The following is a 13,705-nucleotide window of genomic DNA, read 5'->3' as shown; positions in this document are numbered from 1 at the left end:
TGGTTGGTGTGCTGGTGTGCTGTGTGCGCTCGGTGTGCTGGTGTGCCTTGCCTGTCGGTGGTGCTTGTGTCACCTGCTGTGCGGGTCCGAGCGTCCGCGCTCGTAGCGGCGGACCCGGCGGTAGCCGGTCAGCTCCCCCTGGGGGTCGAGCCGCACCTCGTAGCTCGCGAGCAGACTCATCGTGTCCGGAACACGGGCCAGTTCGAGCACCTCGATCTCCAACAGCCAGCCCTCTTCGGTGCGTTCGAAGGACGACACCGATTCGGCCGTCATGCCGGTGAGTTCGGCGAGCTGGGTCTGAGCGGCCCGTAGCGCCGCCATGGGGCCCGGCAGTTCGCCCTGCGCGCCCTGCTCGTTCGCCTCGTCCTTCTCGTCCTTCTCGTCCTGTGCGGAGTCGGTTGTCTTGGAGTTTGTTGTCTTTCGTGACGTATTGGCCATGTTCACCTCCCGATACGTGTGTCCCGGCGTCCCTTGGCCAAACCTCGCCGATCCGCATCCCCCGGCGGGGGGTGGTGTTCACCCTGGTCGGGAGGGTGGCTGGCCCCACCTGGATCCGGGGGGCGGCGGGCGTGCCCCGCGGCGTCCTGGCCGGGAGGATCGATGTCACCGATCAGCGATCTCCCCGTCAGTGAGGCATGCCATGACGCACAGCCCGGGCGCGCACCACGCGCTTCCTCCCCGGAACCGCCCCCGCCCTCGACCGCGCTCCCAGGAGCCGTGGTTGCCGCCCCGCGTACTTCCCGGGACGGACGAGCCGCCGGCCCCCGGCACCGTGCGCGCTTCCTTCACGCTCTGGCTGGCGGCGGTCGCAGCGGGCGTCTTCGAGACGGTGCTCGCGGTGATCCGGGCCGTGGCCGAGGGGGACGCCTCCGCCGGCGTTCTCACCGGCGGTCCGGCGCTGCGCATGGCCGGGTACGCGGCCGTCGTCCTGGTCGCGGTGCGGATGCGCCGGGGAGGCGGCTGGGCGCGGGCGGCCCTGGTGGGGGCGGCCGGCGTTCTCGGCACGTTCGCCCTGATGTCCGAGCCGGCTGCATGGCCGACCGACGGGCAGGGCATCGGCGACGCCCTGCGGAACCTGGACGTCGTGGACGTGCTCTTCGGCGGCAGCCGCGTACTGCACCTCGCGGCCGTGCTCATGGCGGTGGCCCTGATGTTCCGCCCCTCCGCGAACGCGTGGTTCAGGGCGGCGCGGTGAGGCGGCGGCCAGCGGGTCACCGCACCACCGTCACCGGGGCACTGTCACCGCGCGGCCGTCACCGCACCACCGCCTCCTCCACCAGCATCCGTGCCGCCGCCGCGATCGACTGGGCGTCGATGCCCGCCGCGCGCAGCTGCTCCTCGGGCGAGGCCGAGCCGGGCATCGTGCGGACCGCGAGGCGGACCAGGCGCGGCACCGGGCCGCCGTCGGTGAACGCGTCGAGGACCGCGTCGCCGAGACCGCCCTCCGCGCGGTGGTCCTCGACGGTGACCAGGCAGCCGGTCCGCTGGGCCGCCTCGCGCAGGGTGCGCCGGTCGACGGGCTTGACGGAGTACAGGTCGATGACGCGTACCGGGATGCCCGCGTCCGCCAGCAGCTCGGCGGCGGACAGCGCCTCGTGGACGGTCACCCCGGCGGCGACGAGGGTCAGCCGGTCGGCGTCGGAGGAGCGCAGGACCTTGGAGCCGCCGATGGGGAACTCCTCGCCGGAGCCGTAGATGACGGGCGTGTCCCCGCGTGACGTACGCAGGTAGCGCACCCCTTCCAGGTCGGCCATCTGGGCGATGAGCCGGCCGGTCTGGTGGGCGTCGCACGGGTAGAGGACCGTGGAGCCGTGCACCGCGCGGAACAACGCCAGGTCCTCCAGGCCCATCTGGGAGGGGCCGTCCTCGCCGATCGCGACGCCCGCGTGCGAGCCGACGAGGTTGATGCCGGCGCCGCTGATGGCCGCCATCCGCACGAAGTCGTGGGCGCGCGTGAGGAACGCCGCGAACGTCGAGGCGTACGGCACCCAGCCGCGTGCGGCCATGCCGACGGCGGTGGCGACGAGTTCCTGTTCGGCGATGTAGCACTCGAAGTAGCGCTCGGGGTGTTCCTTCGCGAAGTACTCCGTCCTGGTGGAGTCGCCGACCTCGCCGTCGACGGCGACCACGTCGCCGCGCGCGCTGCCGAGCGCGGCGAGTGCCTGGCCGTAGGCGTCACGGGTGGCGACGGTGTCGCCCACCTCGTGCCGGGGCAGGTCCAGATGGCCGGTGCGCTCGGCGTGCGGGGCGCGTGCCGCGGCCGGCTTGCGGACCTCCACGTGTACGTCGCGTGCGCCGCCCAGCTCCTCGATCGCCTCTTCGGCGTCCGGCAGCGGCTTGCCGTGCAGGCCCTCGCGGTCCTCGACGGAGGAGACGCCCTTGCCCTTGAGGGTGCGGGCGAGGATGACGGTGGGCTGCCCGGCGGTGGAGACCGCCTCCTGGAAGGCGCGGTCGACGGCGTCGATGTCGTGTCCGTCGGTCTCGACCACGTGCCAGCCGAAGGCCCGGAAGCGGTCGGCGTAGGCCTTCAGGTCCCACCCGTGGCGGGTCGGGCCGCGCTGGCCGAGGCGGTTGACGTCGACGATCGCCGTGAGGTTGTCGAGGTGTTCGAACCCGGCGTGCTCGGCCGCCTCCCAGACGGAGCCCTCGGCCAGCTCGCTGTCGCCGCAGAGCACCCAGACGCGGTAGGGGATGCGTTCGAGCCGCTTGCCCGACAGGGCCATGCCGACGCCGACGGGCAGGCCCTGCCCCAGCGAGCCGGTGGCGACCTCCACCCACGGCAGCGCGCGGGGCGTCGGATGCCCCTGGAGGCGGCTGCCCTCCTTGCGGAAGGTCAGCAGCTCCTCGTCGGTGAGCGCGCCCGCCGCCTTGTACGCGGCGTAGAGCAGGGGTGAGGCGTGGCCCTTGGAGAGGATGAAGCGGTCGTTGCCGGGATGGTCGGGGCGGTCGAAGTCGTAGCGCAGATGGCCGCTCAGGAGGACCGCCATCAGGTCGGCGGCGGACATCGAGGAGGTGGGGTGCCCGGAGCCGGCGGCCGCCGCGGCGCGGACGGAGTCGACGCGCAGCTGCTGGGCGAGGGCGGCGACGTCCCCGCCGGCGGGTGCGTTGCCGGTCGGTGCGTTGCCGGTCGGTTCACTGCTGGTCATGGGGTCTCCTTGTGGTGCGGGGCCTCCTGGTCGCGGAGGTCCTTGCGGGAGCGAGCGGTACGGCCTGGCCCGGCAGTGCGGCGTCCAGGAGCCAGTCTGCTGCGGCGGGCGCGCCGTCGCCCGGCGTGGCCGCCCGGTGGGGGCGGACCGGCGCCGAGATCAGCCGGGGCCGGTCAGCGCTCTTCGGGGGCGGGCGACTGACCCGGCACCTGCGGGCACGCGGCGCCGGGGGTGGCGTCGGGGGCGGGCACGGTGGGCGGCATCGGCGGGGGCGCGGGTGCGGTGGGGCCGCCCGGGGCGGTCATGGGGGCAGCGGGCACGTTGCCCGCCGGGGCCGAGGGAGCACCGCCTGTGGGGGCGGGGACACCACCCGGAGGGGCCGCAGGGACACCCCCCGGAGGGGCCGGGGGGACGCCGCCCGCAGGGGTCGACGGCACACCGCCTGCCGGGGCCGAAGGAGCACCGCCCGCCGGGGCCGCAGGGACGCCGCCCGGAAGGTTCGCATGCGCCCCTGAGGGGGCTTCGGGGCGCCCGGAGCGAGGGCGTGCCGCTTTGCGCAGCAGCACGGCGGCGAGGCCGAGCGCCGCGCCGACGATGAGGGCCGCCGCCCAGTCGGGCAGGACGAGGGCGAGCGCGAGACCGGCGGCGAGGGCGACCGCGGCGCCGGCGTAGAGCGCGGTGGCGCCGGAGGCGGCGTAGAGCGTGGCCTTGCGCCGCTGCTTCTTGGTCTGCTCGCGCAGTTCCTCCCGCAGTTCGCCGCGGATCGTACGGACCAGCTCGTCGGTCAGGGCCTTGTCGAACGGCTGCTTGCCGAGGCCGGTCAGGGGATTGTCGGGGCCAGTCATGCGCGTCGGGTACCCGTGGAACACGGAGCGTAACGGCGGGCCGTGGCGCGTCGGCGTATGCGAGAACCGTTATCCATGTGACGCACGACACACCGTGATGGGATCATGTCCTGGGTAGGGGCCGTGTGATCGCCTGGGTCCACAGCCCGGGAAGCACCACCCGAACCACGGAGGTACCCATGTCCTCGAAGCGACGTCGCAAGAAGAAGGCCCGCCGCAAGAACGGCGCGAACCACGGCCGCCGTCCCCAGTCCTGACGACGGGTGACGGTGGGAGGGCGGTACCGGACGGTGCCGCCCTCCACTGTGCCCGCCACTCCCGGCCGTCGCGGGGGCCCACTCACCGGAGACGGTGGCGAACCGGAGACGGTGGCGAGGGGGCGGGCCATCATGAAATCGTTGCGGGGCCGTTGGCCGGTCACAGAGGTGGGGGCGTTCCGAACATGGAGATCCTGGGAACCACGCTGCGCGTCTGCGTCGAGGACCTGGAGTCCTCCGTCGCGTTCTACGAACGGCTGACGGGCGCCACGGCGATGCGCTTCGAGCGCGGCGGCGTGGCCGTGGCGGCCGTCGGCTGCTTCCTGCTGATGAGCGGCCCGGAGGAGGAGCTGGAGATCCTGCGCAAGGTCTCGGCGACCATCGCGGTGCGGGACGTGGACGAGGCGTACGCCGTCCTGGGTGCGTCCGGTGCCCGCGTCGTCGCGGGGCCCGTCCCCACGCCCGTGGGCCGCAACCTCATCGCGATGCACCCGGACGGCGCCGTCTTCGAGTACGTGGACCGCCGCGCCGCCACGACCTGACCCGCGACGGCACTCCCCCGCTCCCCCGCTTCACCCCGAAGCGGCCGTCGGTTCCTTCGGCGGCCGCGTCCGGAAGTCGTAGCGCGCCGGAATCGGCTCGCCGCCGGTGGCCGCCGTCCACAACTCGCCGAGGATCTCGGCACCCTCCCGCAGGTCCGCCGGTTCGAGACCCGCGTCGAAGAGGGACCGCACCCCCGCCATATCGCGCTCCGCACCGAGGAGTTGGGCCTCAAGGAGGCGGAAGCGGCCTTCGGCGCGGGTGGCTTCGTGGAGGCGTTCCCACACCGCGCGGGCCGCTGCCGGGCGGCCCGCGGCGAGCAGGACGGACATCGCCTCACGGCCGAGCGCAGCCGTCGCCGCCGTCCAGGTGCCGCCGTCGTCGCACCGCTCCCGGCACAAGTCGTCGAAGGCCTCCTCGTACCGGTCCGCGGCCCGCTCCAGGTTTCCTTCGGTGCGGTCCGCCACGGCGAGGCAGCGCAGCAACGGCCAACGCGACGAGGCCCGTTCGAGGCCGCGCTCCCAGCTGCGGACGGCCTGTGCCCGGTCGTCGGCGTGCCACTGGGCCACCCCCAGGTGGTACTCGGCGTGCGGGTGGGCGGGCGCGGTCTCCAGCATGTCCCGCCAGTGCCGCGCGACGAGGGTCGGGCCGGGCGGCGCGGCCTCGCGCGGCTCGGGCACGGCGCCGCTGCGCAGCAGCTCCAGCCACGGTGCCTGCCACGGGCCGAGCGTCGACTCCTCGAAGGGCGTGCCCGGCAGCTTGTACCCGGCGCGCAGCACTTCCAGCGCGCCCCAGCCGGCGCCCACCGCGAGCACCTCCCCCGGCTCGGCGTCGGCGCGGGCCAGCCAGGCCTCGTGGGCGGCGTCGACGGCCTCCCTCGGCAGGGCGTCGGCGAGCCGCGCCTCGGCCTCGCCCCGCGCGCCCGCCCAGTCGCCGTGCACGAGGTCGGCCGGCGCGGACAGGGGTCCGTACGCCTCCAGCCAGCTCAGCTCGGACTCCGCCTCCAGCCGTACGTGCTCCAGCTGCGTACGGGCCAGACCCGCCTGGATCTCCGCGTAACCGCCGGTGCCGGGCTCGGTGAGCCACTCCTGCCAGCGCCGGCCGCCGCTGCCGGTGCCCCAGACGAAGAGCTTGCGGCCGCGCGGCAGGTCGGTGGAGGTCTGGACGATCCCGTGCCCGCCCGCGTCGAGTGCGGCGATCCACCGCCGGGCCCCGTCCGGTACGTCGTAGAAGTAGTCGGCGGAGTACTCGCTGCGCAGCGGGTAGGTGCGGTCGGCGCCGTCGCTCCGCGGCACCGGCACCCGCCGCAGCTCGCCGGGGCAGGACGAGCGCCACGCCGCGTCGGCGGGGACGAGCACCCTGCGGTTCTCGGGCACCGCGATGTTCGACCACCAGTAGACGGGCGCGGGCCTGTCGTGGGGATTGCGCACCCGCACCCCGACGTGCAGGAAGTCGGAGTCCTCGGGCAGCCACAGGTCCACCTGGAAGGGCAGGTCCCGCAGCCGTTCCCACTCCCACAGGCGCAGCATCTCGCCACCGTCGGGCGCGGTCACGCGGGCGGCGTGCACGGGCGCGCAGGACAGGGTGCTGTGTCCGGTGGCGCCGATGTTCCACTCGATGCCGCCGGAGGTCCACGCGCCGTTGAGCGCGAAGCCGGCGGGCTGCACGACGGGGTTGCGGTAGAGGAGTTCGCGGCCGGTCGGCTTGTGGAAGAGGGAGTGGACCCGGCCGCCGTACCCGGGCAGGACGGTGGCGCGCAGCCGGTCGTTCTCGATGACGAGCGTGTCGAGCCGCGTGTCGGTCCGCTCGCGCCCGTACCCGTCGAGGACCCGTACGGGCAGGACGTCCCGCAGCGGCTCGTGGCCGATCTGCCGCGCCATGTCGCGGGGCAGTCCCTCCTTGGCGCGCTCCTCCAAGGTGCGTGCCTCGCGCAGGGGGCACAGCGGGGGCAGGGGGTTCTCGGGACCGGTCGGGGCGACCGGCAGGGCCAGGACGGCACGGCGCACGGTGGTCTTCACGCTCGCCATGGAACACGGTCGGGGCGGCGCCGACCAGGGGTTCTTCGGGCCAGGTTTGCGCAAAGGGCGGCGCGGGACGGTCGAACGCCACCACGAGCAGGTCGGCGAGCAGATCACCGGCCAGGCGGTGTAGGACGCCGCGCTCCCGCATGGCTCCGGCGAGCTGGTGGCAGCCGGGGACCGTGCCGGGGGCGGGCGGACGAAGGCCCAGGCTGGAGGGGGCGTCGATGAGCACGAAATTGCGTATGCGGGCCATCCTCGGCGACGTACCCTGCGTTGTTCAACGGGTTCGGCCGGCCGTCGGCCAGGCACCCGGCACGAGAGGGGCGCGAACGACATGGGCACGCAGCACACCTACCGGGTCATCGTCCGGGGCACATGGGACCGGCTGACGGAGGCGTCGCGCGGCACGCTCCTGGCCGAGGTGGAGGAACACGGCCTGGCGCAGATGAAGTTCACGCCCGAGGGCACGCTCACCTACGACCGCGCGCTGAAGCACTTCTCCCTGCGCTACGAGGTGCTCTGCGACGCCGAGGACGGCGAGGAGATGGCGGGGGCGCTCGCCGAGGAGCAGGCGGAGAACCTGCTCGAGGAGCTGGGGCACGGGTACAAGGCGCTGCGTTCGACGGTGACGGACATGGACACGATGAAGATCAACCGGAAGCCTTCGCGCCGCTGATCCCGTCGGCCGACCGGGGCATGTCGTCCGTGACGGCCCAGCGTTCGTGGTCGCGCCAGGCGCCGTCGACGTGGAGGAAGTCCGGCGAGAAGCCCTCCAGGCGGAAGCCGGCACGGCGGACGAGCGCGATCGAGGGGGCGTTGCCCGGCTGGATGTTGGCCTCCAGGCGGTGCAGGCCCAACTCCCCGAAGGCGTAGGTCATGACGAGGGCGAGCCCCTCGCTCATCAGGCCGCGCCCGTGGGCGTGCGCGAAGGCGCCGTAGCCGAGGGCGGCGCTGCGAAAGGCGCCCCGGACGATGTTGTTGACGTTGATGAACCCGGCGATGGCCCCGCTGTCGCGCTCGCACACGAGGAAGCCGGCCCTGTCCGGGCTCTCGTGGAGCGCCGCCGTGTACGCGCGGTAGGCGTCGTCCGTGGCGGGCGGGAACAGCCAGGGCCGGTGCAGGTCCCGGCTCTCGCGGGTGCGGGCGGTGTATTCGGCGCAGTCCGCGTCGGTGAAGGGGCGGATGCCGACGCGGGGGCCTTCGGCGAGCCAGGTGCGGGTACGGGGCATCGGGCCACGCTACCCGCAGTGCGGCTCCCTCACCTGCGTCTCCCGCTGAGGTAGGCCCCGCACAGCGCACCGATCAGCCCCGTGCCGAGCAGGGCCATCCACAGGGGCATGGTCACTTCGGGGATCAGCAGGCGGATCTTGGTGCTGCGGGTGTTCTCGAAGACGAAGACCAGGGCGAGGACGGCGACCGTGGCGACGGCGATCCTGGCCGGCGTCATCGGCCCGCCGCCCGCTCCGCCGCCCCGGGGGCCGCCCGTGGAGGTCTTGGGGCTCATGCTGTGCACCCTTCCGTCAGAGGTACGTCCGGCCTCCCCCGGGACCAGCATGGGCAGCCACCCGGAGTTCGCGCGCGGTGGGCGGGTCCCCGGGGTGGGGCGGTGGGCCGTGCGGGTGACGGGGGGGCGGGGCCTGGGCGGTGGGCGACTGACGGTTACTAACCAGTAGGGGCGGGGCTCAAGACAGGAGCGGGCTCACGCCAGCGCCGACGTGTCCAAGGTCAACGTCCCCGCGTCCGCGTCCAGTTCACCGGCCACGCCGAACGGTACGGTCAGCGCTCCTTCGCAGTGGCCGAACCCGAACTCCTCTACCACCGGCACACCAAGACCGCCGAGCCGGTCGGCGAAGAGCCTATGCAGCTCGCCGTAGGGCCCGCACCCCTCCCAGGAGCCGAGCGCTATCCCGGTGACGCCCGCCAGCCGGCCCGCCCGGAGGAGCTGGGTGAGGATCCGGTCCAGGCGGTACGTCTCCTCACCGACGTCCTCCAGGAACAGCAGGCCACCGCGCGCCGCCGCCCGCGCGCCGGGGGTGCCCAGTTCCGCGGCGAGCAGGGAGACGCAGCCGCCGAACGTGACGCCCCTGGCCCGGCCGCCGACGAGGGCCTTCGCGCCCGCCCTGGCGGTGATCACCCGGGCCGCCTCCGGGGTGAACAGGGTGGTGCGCAGATGCTCCTGGGCGTCCGCGTTCTTCAGGAAGTCGGCGGCGGCGGTCATCGGGCCGTACAGCGTGGCGATGCCGAGCCTCGTGGCGAACGCCTCGTGCAGCGCGGTGGCGTCGCTGAAGCCGAGGAACACCTTGGGCCCGGCCGCCCGCAGCGCGGCCCAGTCCACGAGGTCCACCATGCGCTGGGCACCGTATCCGCCGCGCGCGCAGAACACGGCGGCCACACCGGGGTCGCACCACGCCCGCTCCAGGTCCCGCGCGCGGTCGGCGTCGGCCCCCGCGAGGTAGCAGAACTCCCGGTGCCGGTCCAGGACATGGGGCATGACGAAGGGGTCCAGGTCCCAGCCGCGCAGGATGTCCAGGCCCGCCTCGATCCGGTGCTCCGGGACGGGTCCGCTCGGGGCGACGACGGCCACCCGCGCGCCGGGCACCAGGCGCGCGGGCCGTATGAGCGCCCTCACTTGCCGAGCTCCAGGGTCGGCACGGGATCGGCGAGATCGAGCCCGAACACCTGGGCGTAGAGGGAGAGTTCCGCCTCCAGGGCGCGGACCATCGTGTCGGCGCGGCGGAATCCGTGCCCCTCGCCCTCGAAGGCGAGGTAGGCGTGCGGGATGCCGCGCCCCTCCATCCTGGCGAGGAAGCGTTCGGACTGCGCGGGCGGGCAGATCACGTCGTCCAGCCCCTGGAGGAGCAGGAAGGGCACGGTGACGCGGTCTGCGTGCTCCAGCGGTGAGCGCTCCGCGTACCGCGCGGGCTCCTCGTCGAGCGGTCCGACGAGGGACTCCAGATAGCGCGATTCGAGGTCGTGGGTCTCCCCCGAGGCGAACGCCATGAGGTCGAGCACCGGATAGCTGATCGTCCCGCAGGCGTAGACGTCGGTGCCGGCCAGGGAGACGGCCGCGGTCCAGCCGCCGGCGCTGCCGCCGCGGACGGCGAGCCGGGAGCGGTCGGCGGTGCCCTCGTCGGCCAGGGCGAGCGCGACGGCCGCGCAGTCCTCGACGTCGACGATGCCCCACTGCCCGCGCAACCGCTCACGGTAGGCGCGCCCGTACCCGGTCGAGCCGCCGTAGTCGACCTCGGCGACGCCGATGCCGCGCGAGGTGAAGTAGGCGATGGCCAGGTCGAGGACGAGCGGCGAGCGGTCGGTGGGGCCGCCGTGCGCCCACACCACGTAGGGCGGCAGCTCGTCGTCGGGGGCGACGTGGCCGGGGTGGTGCGGCGGGTAGACGTGCGCGTGGACGGGCCGGCCGGCCGGGCCGGTGAAGGTGCGGATGCGGGGCTCCGGGTAGTACGCGGGGTCCACCGGGTCGCTGTGGGCGGCGCCGACGACCCGGGCGTGGCCGGTACAGGTGTCCAGCTCCACGACCTCGTACGCGCTGCGCGGGCTGGCGGCGACGCCGAGCACGCGCGTGCCGTGCGCGGCGACGGTCGAGGCCCACTCCGTCCAGGGTCCGGCCGCGTCGACGACCTCGCCGGTCTCGGGGTCGAGTATGCCGAGGGCGGTGGCGCCCTTGCCGTGCACGACGGCGATCAGTCCGCTGTCCAGGGGCGCGAACCAGCTCAGGCCGGTCTGCCACAGGGGCCCCGCGAACTCCTCCTCGCGCGGGCACAGGGCCTGGACCTCGCTTCCGGTGTCCGGGGCGGCCCGGTACAGGTTCCACCAGCCGGTGCGGTCACTGGAGAACAGCAGCCGCCCGTCCGGGGCCCAGGCGACCTGGGCGACGGACTCCTCGGGGCCGCCGGCGAGGACCCGGGGTGCCTCGAACGTGCCGTCGTCCCGCACCCGGGCGAGCACCAGGTCGGTGCCGTCCCACGGCATGCGGGGGTGGTCCCAGGCGATCCAGGCGGCCCGGGTGCCGTCCGGCGACAGGCGCGGGCCGGTGACGAACCGGTGGGCGCCGTCGGACAGTTCGCGCACCGCGCCGCGGTCCTCGGCCGCGGACCCGTCGAGCGGCACCGCGACGACGACCCGGCGCACGTCGGTGGACGCCTCACCGGTGAACTCCTCCAGGACGCACCACACTTCGCCCCGGTCCGGGCGCAGCACGGGGTCGGCCCAGCGCAGCCCGCCGCCCACGGCGGACAGCGGGGTCAGCGCCCGGGGCGCGGCGTGCGGGGCGTCGGGTTCGTAGGCGTACAGGCGCTGGTCGGCGAAGTTCGCGAAGACGAGCAGCGGCCCCTCGGGGCGGTCGGCGCCGGCCCAGGGGCGCCCGCCGTACTCGACGACGCGGCTGCGCACGTTCCACGGCGGGGGCAGCACCGAGACCTCCGCGCCGTCGGGGAGCCGGCGCACCAGCGCGCGGCGGCCGCCCTCGGTGGGTCTGGGCTCGGTCCACCACGCCTCGGCGCCGACGAAGCCCACGTACCCCGGGGCGCCGTCGTGGGTGGCGGCCAGCTCGGCGTCGATCGGCGACTGCCATGACCCGTAGGCCCGGTTCTGCATCATGTCCTGTACTTCCCCCATGGTGTTCCGGTGTGTTCCGGGCTGTTTTTCCTAGGCCGTGCGCAGAAAGCGGTCGAGGACGCGGACGCCGAAGTGCAGCGCGTCCACCGGGACGCGCTCGTCGACTCCGTGGAAGAGCGCCTGATAGTCGAAGCCCTCCGGTGTCCTCAGCGGCGAGAAGCCGTAGCCGGTGATGCCGAGCCGCGAGAACTGCTTGGCGTCCGTACCGCCCGACATGCAGTACGGCACGACGTGCCCCTCCGGCGCGAACTCCTCGACGGCCGCCCGCATCCGCGCGTACGTCGGCGAGTCGACCGGCGACTGGAGCGCCACCTCGCGGTGGTGGAACTCCCAGTCGACGTCAGGGCCCGTCAGCAGGTCAAGCGTGTGGCGGAACTCTTCCTCGCCGCCGGGCAGAAAACGGCCGTCCACGTAGGCCACGGCCTCCCCGGGAATCACATTGACCTTGTAGCCCGACTGGAGCATCGTCGGGTTGGCGCTGTTACGGACCGTCGGTTCGACGAGCGCGGCGGTCGGGCCGAGCTTCTCCAGGAAGGCGTCGACGTCGAAGCCGGGCGCCTCGGGGTCGGGTTCCAGGCCGTAGAGCGCGGCGAGTTCGACCAGTCCGGCGCGCACGGTCGGGGTGATCCGCACCGGCCACCGGTGCTCCCCGATGCGGGTGATGGCGGCGGCCAGCCTGCTCACCGCGTTGGCGCGGTTGACCTTGGAGCCGTGGCCCGCCGTGCCGCGCGCGGTGAGCTTGAGCCAGCCCGTGCCGCGCTCCCCGGCCGCGATCGGATAGAGCTGGTTGCCCCGCCCGTCGTGGAAGGTGAAGGCACCCGACTCGCTGATGCCCTCCGTGCAGCCCTCGAAGAGCGGGGCGTGCCGGTCGGCGAGGAACCCGGAGCCGTCGGCCGCGCTGGCCTCCTCGTCGGCGGTGAAGGCGACGACGATGTCCCGCCTCGGCCGCACCCCGGCGCGCGCCCAGTGGCGTACGACCGCGAGGATCATCGCGTCCATGTTCTTCATGTCGATGGCGCCCCGGCCCCAGACGACGCCGTCGCCGATCTCCCCGGAGAACGGGTCCACGCTCCAGTCGGCCGCCTCGGCGGGGACGACGTCGAGGTGGCCGTGGACGAGCAGCGCGTCGGCGCCCGGGTCCGTGCCCTCGACGCGGGCGACGACGTTCGTACGGCCGGGGGTGCGCTCCAGGAGCGTCGGGGTCAGGCCCGCGTCGGCGAGGCGCTCGGCGGCGTACTCGGCGGCGGGCCGCTCGCGGCAGTCGCCGGCGCCACGGTTGGTGGTGTCGATGCGGATCAGCTCGGAGGTGAAGGTGACGACCTCGTCGAGCGCCCGCGCGTCCACCTGATGCCCGGGCTGGGGCTTCTGGCCCTGTTCCTGGTGCCGGCTAGCCATATTGTTCCTCCACGGCGGCGGAGGCGATCGTCGTAACCGCCTTGAAGGTACGGATCCCCTCGTACATCGTCCCGCTGTCGTAGGCGGCCTTGCGCTCCCCCGTACGGCGCACTCCCGGCACGACGGTCACGGCCATCGCCAGGTGCTCGGCGTCGAACTCGACCTCGACGGTGAACGGGCCCGCCACGACCGGCGCGTGCCGCACGGCGAGCGGGGCCGCCTCCTGGGCCGCGGCGCGGATGTCGGCGGCGGTGCGGGCCGGGGCGCGGCAGACGGCGGCGTACCGCGAGACGTGGTCCTTGACGGCGACCTTCAGCGCGCCGGGCGCGTAGCCGAGGGCGTCCTCGCAGGTCAGGTCGTCGCCGGTGACGAGCACGACGGGGACGCCGTACTCGGCGACGACGTGCGCGTTCAGCAGCCCCTCGCTGGCGCGTACGCCGTCGACCCATACGCCGGTGATCTGGTTGGCGAGGTAGGTGTGCGCGAGGACGCCCTCCATGCCGGCGCCCGTGTGGTAGCCGAGGAACGCGATGCCGTCCACGTCGCCGTGCTGCACGCCCTCGACCATGGAGAGCGACTTGTGGCGTCCGGTGAGCATCTGGGCCCGCTCGTCCAGCTCTTCGAGGAGCAGATTGCGCATGGTCGAGTGCGCCTCGTTGACGAGGACCTCGTCGGCGCCGCCGTCGAGGAACCCGAGCACGGCGGCGTTCACGTCCGAGGTGAACATCTTCCTGCACCGCTCCCACTGCGCGGTGCCCGGCAGCACGTCGGCCGGCCAGGTCACACCGGTCGCGCCCTCCATGTCGGCGCTGATGAGGATCTTCACAAGCTTCCACCATCCCCTCGGGTCGGAGCGGCAAACCGTAGGG

The 13,705-nt window shown here is 73.9% G+C and carries 15 protein-coding genes; 5 read left to right on the top strand and 10 right to left on the bottom strand.

Going from position 1 to position 13,705, the window contains the following annotated elements; translation table 11 throughout:
• Positions 1-69 precede the first annotated feature (69 nt).
• Positions 70-438 (bottom strand): gas vesicle protein GvpO, encoded by a 369-nt coding sequence (locus ACZ5GP_RS07235; RefSeq protein ID WP_468749844.1) that lies wholly within the window; start codon positions 436-438, stop codon positions 70-72.
• Between the two features lie 283 nt (positions 439-721).
• Here ACZ5GP_RS07235 and ACZ5GP_RS07230 point away from each other — a divergent pair, with 283 nt between their 5' ends.
• Positions 722-1,195 (top strand): hypothetical protein, encoded by a 474-nt coding sequence (locus tag ACZ5GP_RS07230; RefSeq protein ID WP_468749843.1) that lies wholly within the window; start codon positions 722-724, stop codon positions 1,193-1,195.
• 58 nt (positions 1,196-1,253) lie between these two features.
• Here the strand turns inward: ACZ5GP_RS07230 and ACZ5GP_RS07225 are convergent, their stop codons facing one another.
• Together ACZ5GP_RS07225 and ACZ5GP_RS07220 are read right to left on the bottom strand one after the other, a co-directional pair.
• Positions 1,254-3,146: a transketolase gene (locus ACZ5GP_RS07225; protein ID WP_468749842.1), complete on the bottom strand. Its 1,893-nt coding sequence runs from the start codon at positions 3,144-3,146 to the stop codon at positions 1,254-1,256.
• Positions 3,147-3,319: 173 nt separating this feature from the next.
• Positions 3,320-3,991 (bottom strand): phage holin family protein, encoded by a 672-nt coding sequence (locus ACZ5GP_RS07220; RefSeq protein ID WP_468749841.1) that lies wholly within the window; start codon positions 3,989-3,991, stop codon positions 3,320-3,322.
• Between the two features lie 179 nt (positions 3,992-4,170).
• Between ACZ5GP_RS07220 and ACZ5GP_RS07215 the strand changes: the two genes are divergently transcribed.
• Both ACZ5GP_RS07215 and ACZ5GP_RS07210 read left to right on the top strand, forming a co-directional pair.
• Entirely contained in the window at positions 4,171-4,248 is a 78-nt protein-coding gene (locus tag ACZ5GP_RS07215; protein ID WP_372486533.1) for a 50S ribosomal protein bL37, read from the top strand.
• 185 nt (positions 4,249-4,433) lie between these two features.
• Complete coding sequence (locus ACZ5GP_RS07210; protein ID WP_468749840.1) at positions 4,434-4,790, top strand: VOC family protein; 357 nt, start codon at positions 4,434-4,436, stop codon at positions 4,788-4,790.
• Between the two features lie 30 nt (positions 4,791-4,820).
• Here ACZ5GP_RS07210 and ACZ5GP_RS07205 read toward each other — a convergent pair whose 3' ends face one another.
• Positions 4,821-6,815 carry a DUF5107 domain-containing protein gene (locus tag ACZ5GP_RS07205; RefSeq protein WP_468749839.1) on the bottom strand — a complete coding sequence of 665 codons (1,995 nt, stop codon included), beginning with the start codon at positions 6,813-6,815 and terminating at the stop codon, positions 4,821-4,823.
• On the opposite strand from ACZ5GP_RS07205, the gene ACZ5GP_RS07200 reads away from it, so the two are divergent.
• Complete coding sequence (locus tag ACZ5GP_RS07200) at positions 6,814-6,939, top strand: hypothetical protein (protein ID WP_468749838.1); 126 nt, start codon at positions 6,814-6,816, stop codon at positions 6,937-6,939. The two genes, ACZ5GP_RS07205 and ACZ5GP_RS07200, sit on opposite strands and share 2 nt — an antisense overlap.
• 204 nt (positions 6,940-7,143) lie before the next feature.
• Positions 7,144-7,485, top strand: coding sequence for a DUF6204 family protein (locus tag ACZ5GP_RS07195; protein WP_468749837.1), 342 nt, complete (start codon positions 7,144-7,146; stop codon positions 7,483-7,485).
• Here the strand turns inward: ACZ5GP_RS07195 and ACZ5GP_RS07190 are convergent.
• The 6 genes from ACZ5GP_RS07190 to ACZ5GP_RS07165 form a co-directional block, all read right to left on the bottom strand.
• Positions 7,460-8,038 carry a GNAT family N-acetyltransferase gene (locus ACZ5GP_RS07190; protein WP_468749836.1) on the bottom strand — a complete coding sequence of 193 codons (579 nt, stop codon included), beginning with the start codon at positions 8,036-8,038 and terminating at the stop codon, positions 7,460-7,462. The two genes, ACZ5GP_RS07195 and ACZ5GP_RS07190, sit on opposite strands and share 26 nt — an antisense overlap.
• Positions 8,039-8,067: 29 nt before the next feature.
• Complete coding sequence (locus ACZ5GP_RS07185; protein ID WP_468749835.1) at positions 8,068-8,313, bottom strand: LapA family protein; 246 nt, start codon at positions 8,311-8,313, stop codon at positions 8,068-8,070.
• A gap of 195 nt (positions 8,314-8,508) precedes the next feature.
• Complete coding sequence (locus tag ACZ5GP_RS07180) at positions 8,509-9,438, bottom strand: S66 peptidase family protein (RefSeq protein WP_468749834.1); 930 nt, start codon at positions 9,436-9,438, stop codon at positions 8,509-8,511.
• Entirely contained in the window at positions 9,435-11,420 is a 1,986-nt protein-coding gene (locus tag ACZ5GP_RS07175; RefSeq protein ID WP_468750155.1) for an LpqB family beta-propeller domain-containing protein, read from the bottom strand. Before ACZ5GP_RS07175 ends, ACZ5GP_RS07180 begins: the two co-directional genes overlap by 4 nt.
• Before the next feature lie 51 nt (positions 11,421-11,471).
• The gene (locus ACZ5GP_RS07170) at positions 11,472-12,836 is read right to left on the bottom strand and encodes a M20/M25/M40 family metallo-hydrolase (RefSeq protein ID WP_468749833.1); all 1,365 of its coding nucleotides are present in this window, start codon (positions 12,834-12,836) and stop codon (positions 11,472-11,474) included.
• Entirely contained in the window at positions 12,829-13,662 is an 834-nt protein-coding gene (locus ACZ5GP_RS07165) for a M55 family metallopeptidase (protein ID WP_468749832.1), read from the bottom strand. Before ACZ5GP_RS07165 ends, ACZ5GP_RS07170 begins: the two co-directional genes overlap by 8 nt.
• Positions 13,663-13,705: the final 43 nt, after the last annotated feature.

Source organism: Streptomyces sp. NPDC031466, assembly GCF_055581265.1.
The sequence above is the reverse complement of the archived record's forward strand: the minus strand, read 5'-3'. Positions and strand labels throughout refer to the sequence as shown.

Excerpts from the sequence above, each read along its gene's own strand:
- ACZ5GP_RS07195 (WP_468749837.1), top strand. The coding sequence starts at position 7,144 with ATGGGCACGCAGCACACCTACCGGGTCATCGTCCGGGGCACATGGGAC.
- ACZ5GP_RS07190 (WP_468749836.1), bottom strand. The coding sequence starts at position 8,038 with ATGCCCCGTACCCGCACCTGGCTCGCCGAAGGCCCCCGCGTCGGCATC.
- ACZ5GP_RS07220 (WP_468749841.1), bottom strand. The coding sequence starts at position 3,991 with ATGACTGGCCCCGACAATCCCCTGACCGGCCTCGGCAAGCAGCCGTTC.
- ACZ5GP_RS07235 (WP_468749844.1), bottom strand. The coding sequence starts at position 438 with ATGGCCAATACGTCACGAAAGACAACAAACTCCAAGACAACCGACTCC.
- ACZ5GP_RS07210 (WP_468749840.1), top strand. The coding sequence starts at position 4,434 with ATGGAGATCCTGGGAACCACGCTGCGCGTCTGCGTCGAGGACCTGGAG.
- ACZ5GP_RS07185 (WP_468749835.1), bottom strand. The coding sequence starts at position 8,313 with ATGAGCCCCAAGACCTCCACGGGCGGCCCCCGGGGCGGCGGAGCGGGC.
- ACZ5GP_RS07215 (WP_372486533.1), top strand. The coding sequence starts at position 4,171 with ATGTCCTCGAAGCGACGTCGCAAGAAGAAGGCCCGCCGCAAGAACGGC.
- ACZ5GP_RS07200 (WP_468749838.1), top strand. The coding sequence starts at position 6,814 with ATGGAACACGGTCGGGGCGGCGCCGACCAGGGGTTCTTCGGGCCAGGT.
- ACZ5GP_RS07205 (WP_468749839.1), bottom strand. The coding sequence starts at position 6,815 with ATGGCGAGCGTGAAGACCACCGTGCGCCGTGCCGTCCTGGCCCTGCCG.
- ACZ5GP_RS07225 (WP_468749842.1), bottom strand. The coding sequence starts at position 3,146 with ATGACCAGCAGTGAACCGACCGGCAACGCACCGACCGGCAACGCACCC.
- ACZ5GP_RS07175 (WP_468750155.1), bottom strand. The coding sequence starts at position 11,420 with ATGCAGAACCGGGCCTACGGGTCATGGCAGTCGCCGATCGACGCCGAG.
- ACZ5GP_RS07170 (WP_468749833.1), bottom strand. The coding sequence starts at position 12,836 with ATGGCTAGCCGGCACCAGGAACAGGGCCAGAAGCCCCAGCCCGGGCAT.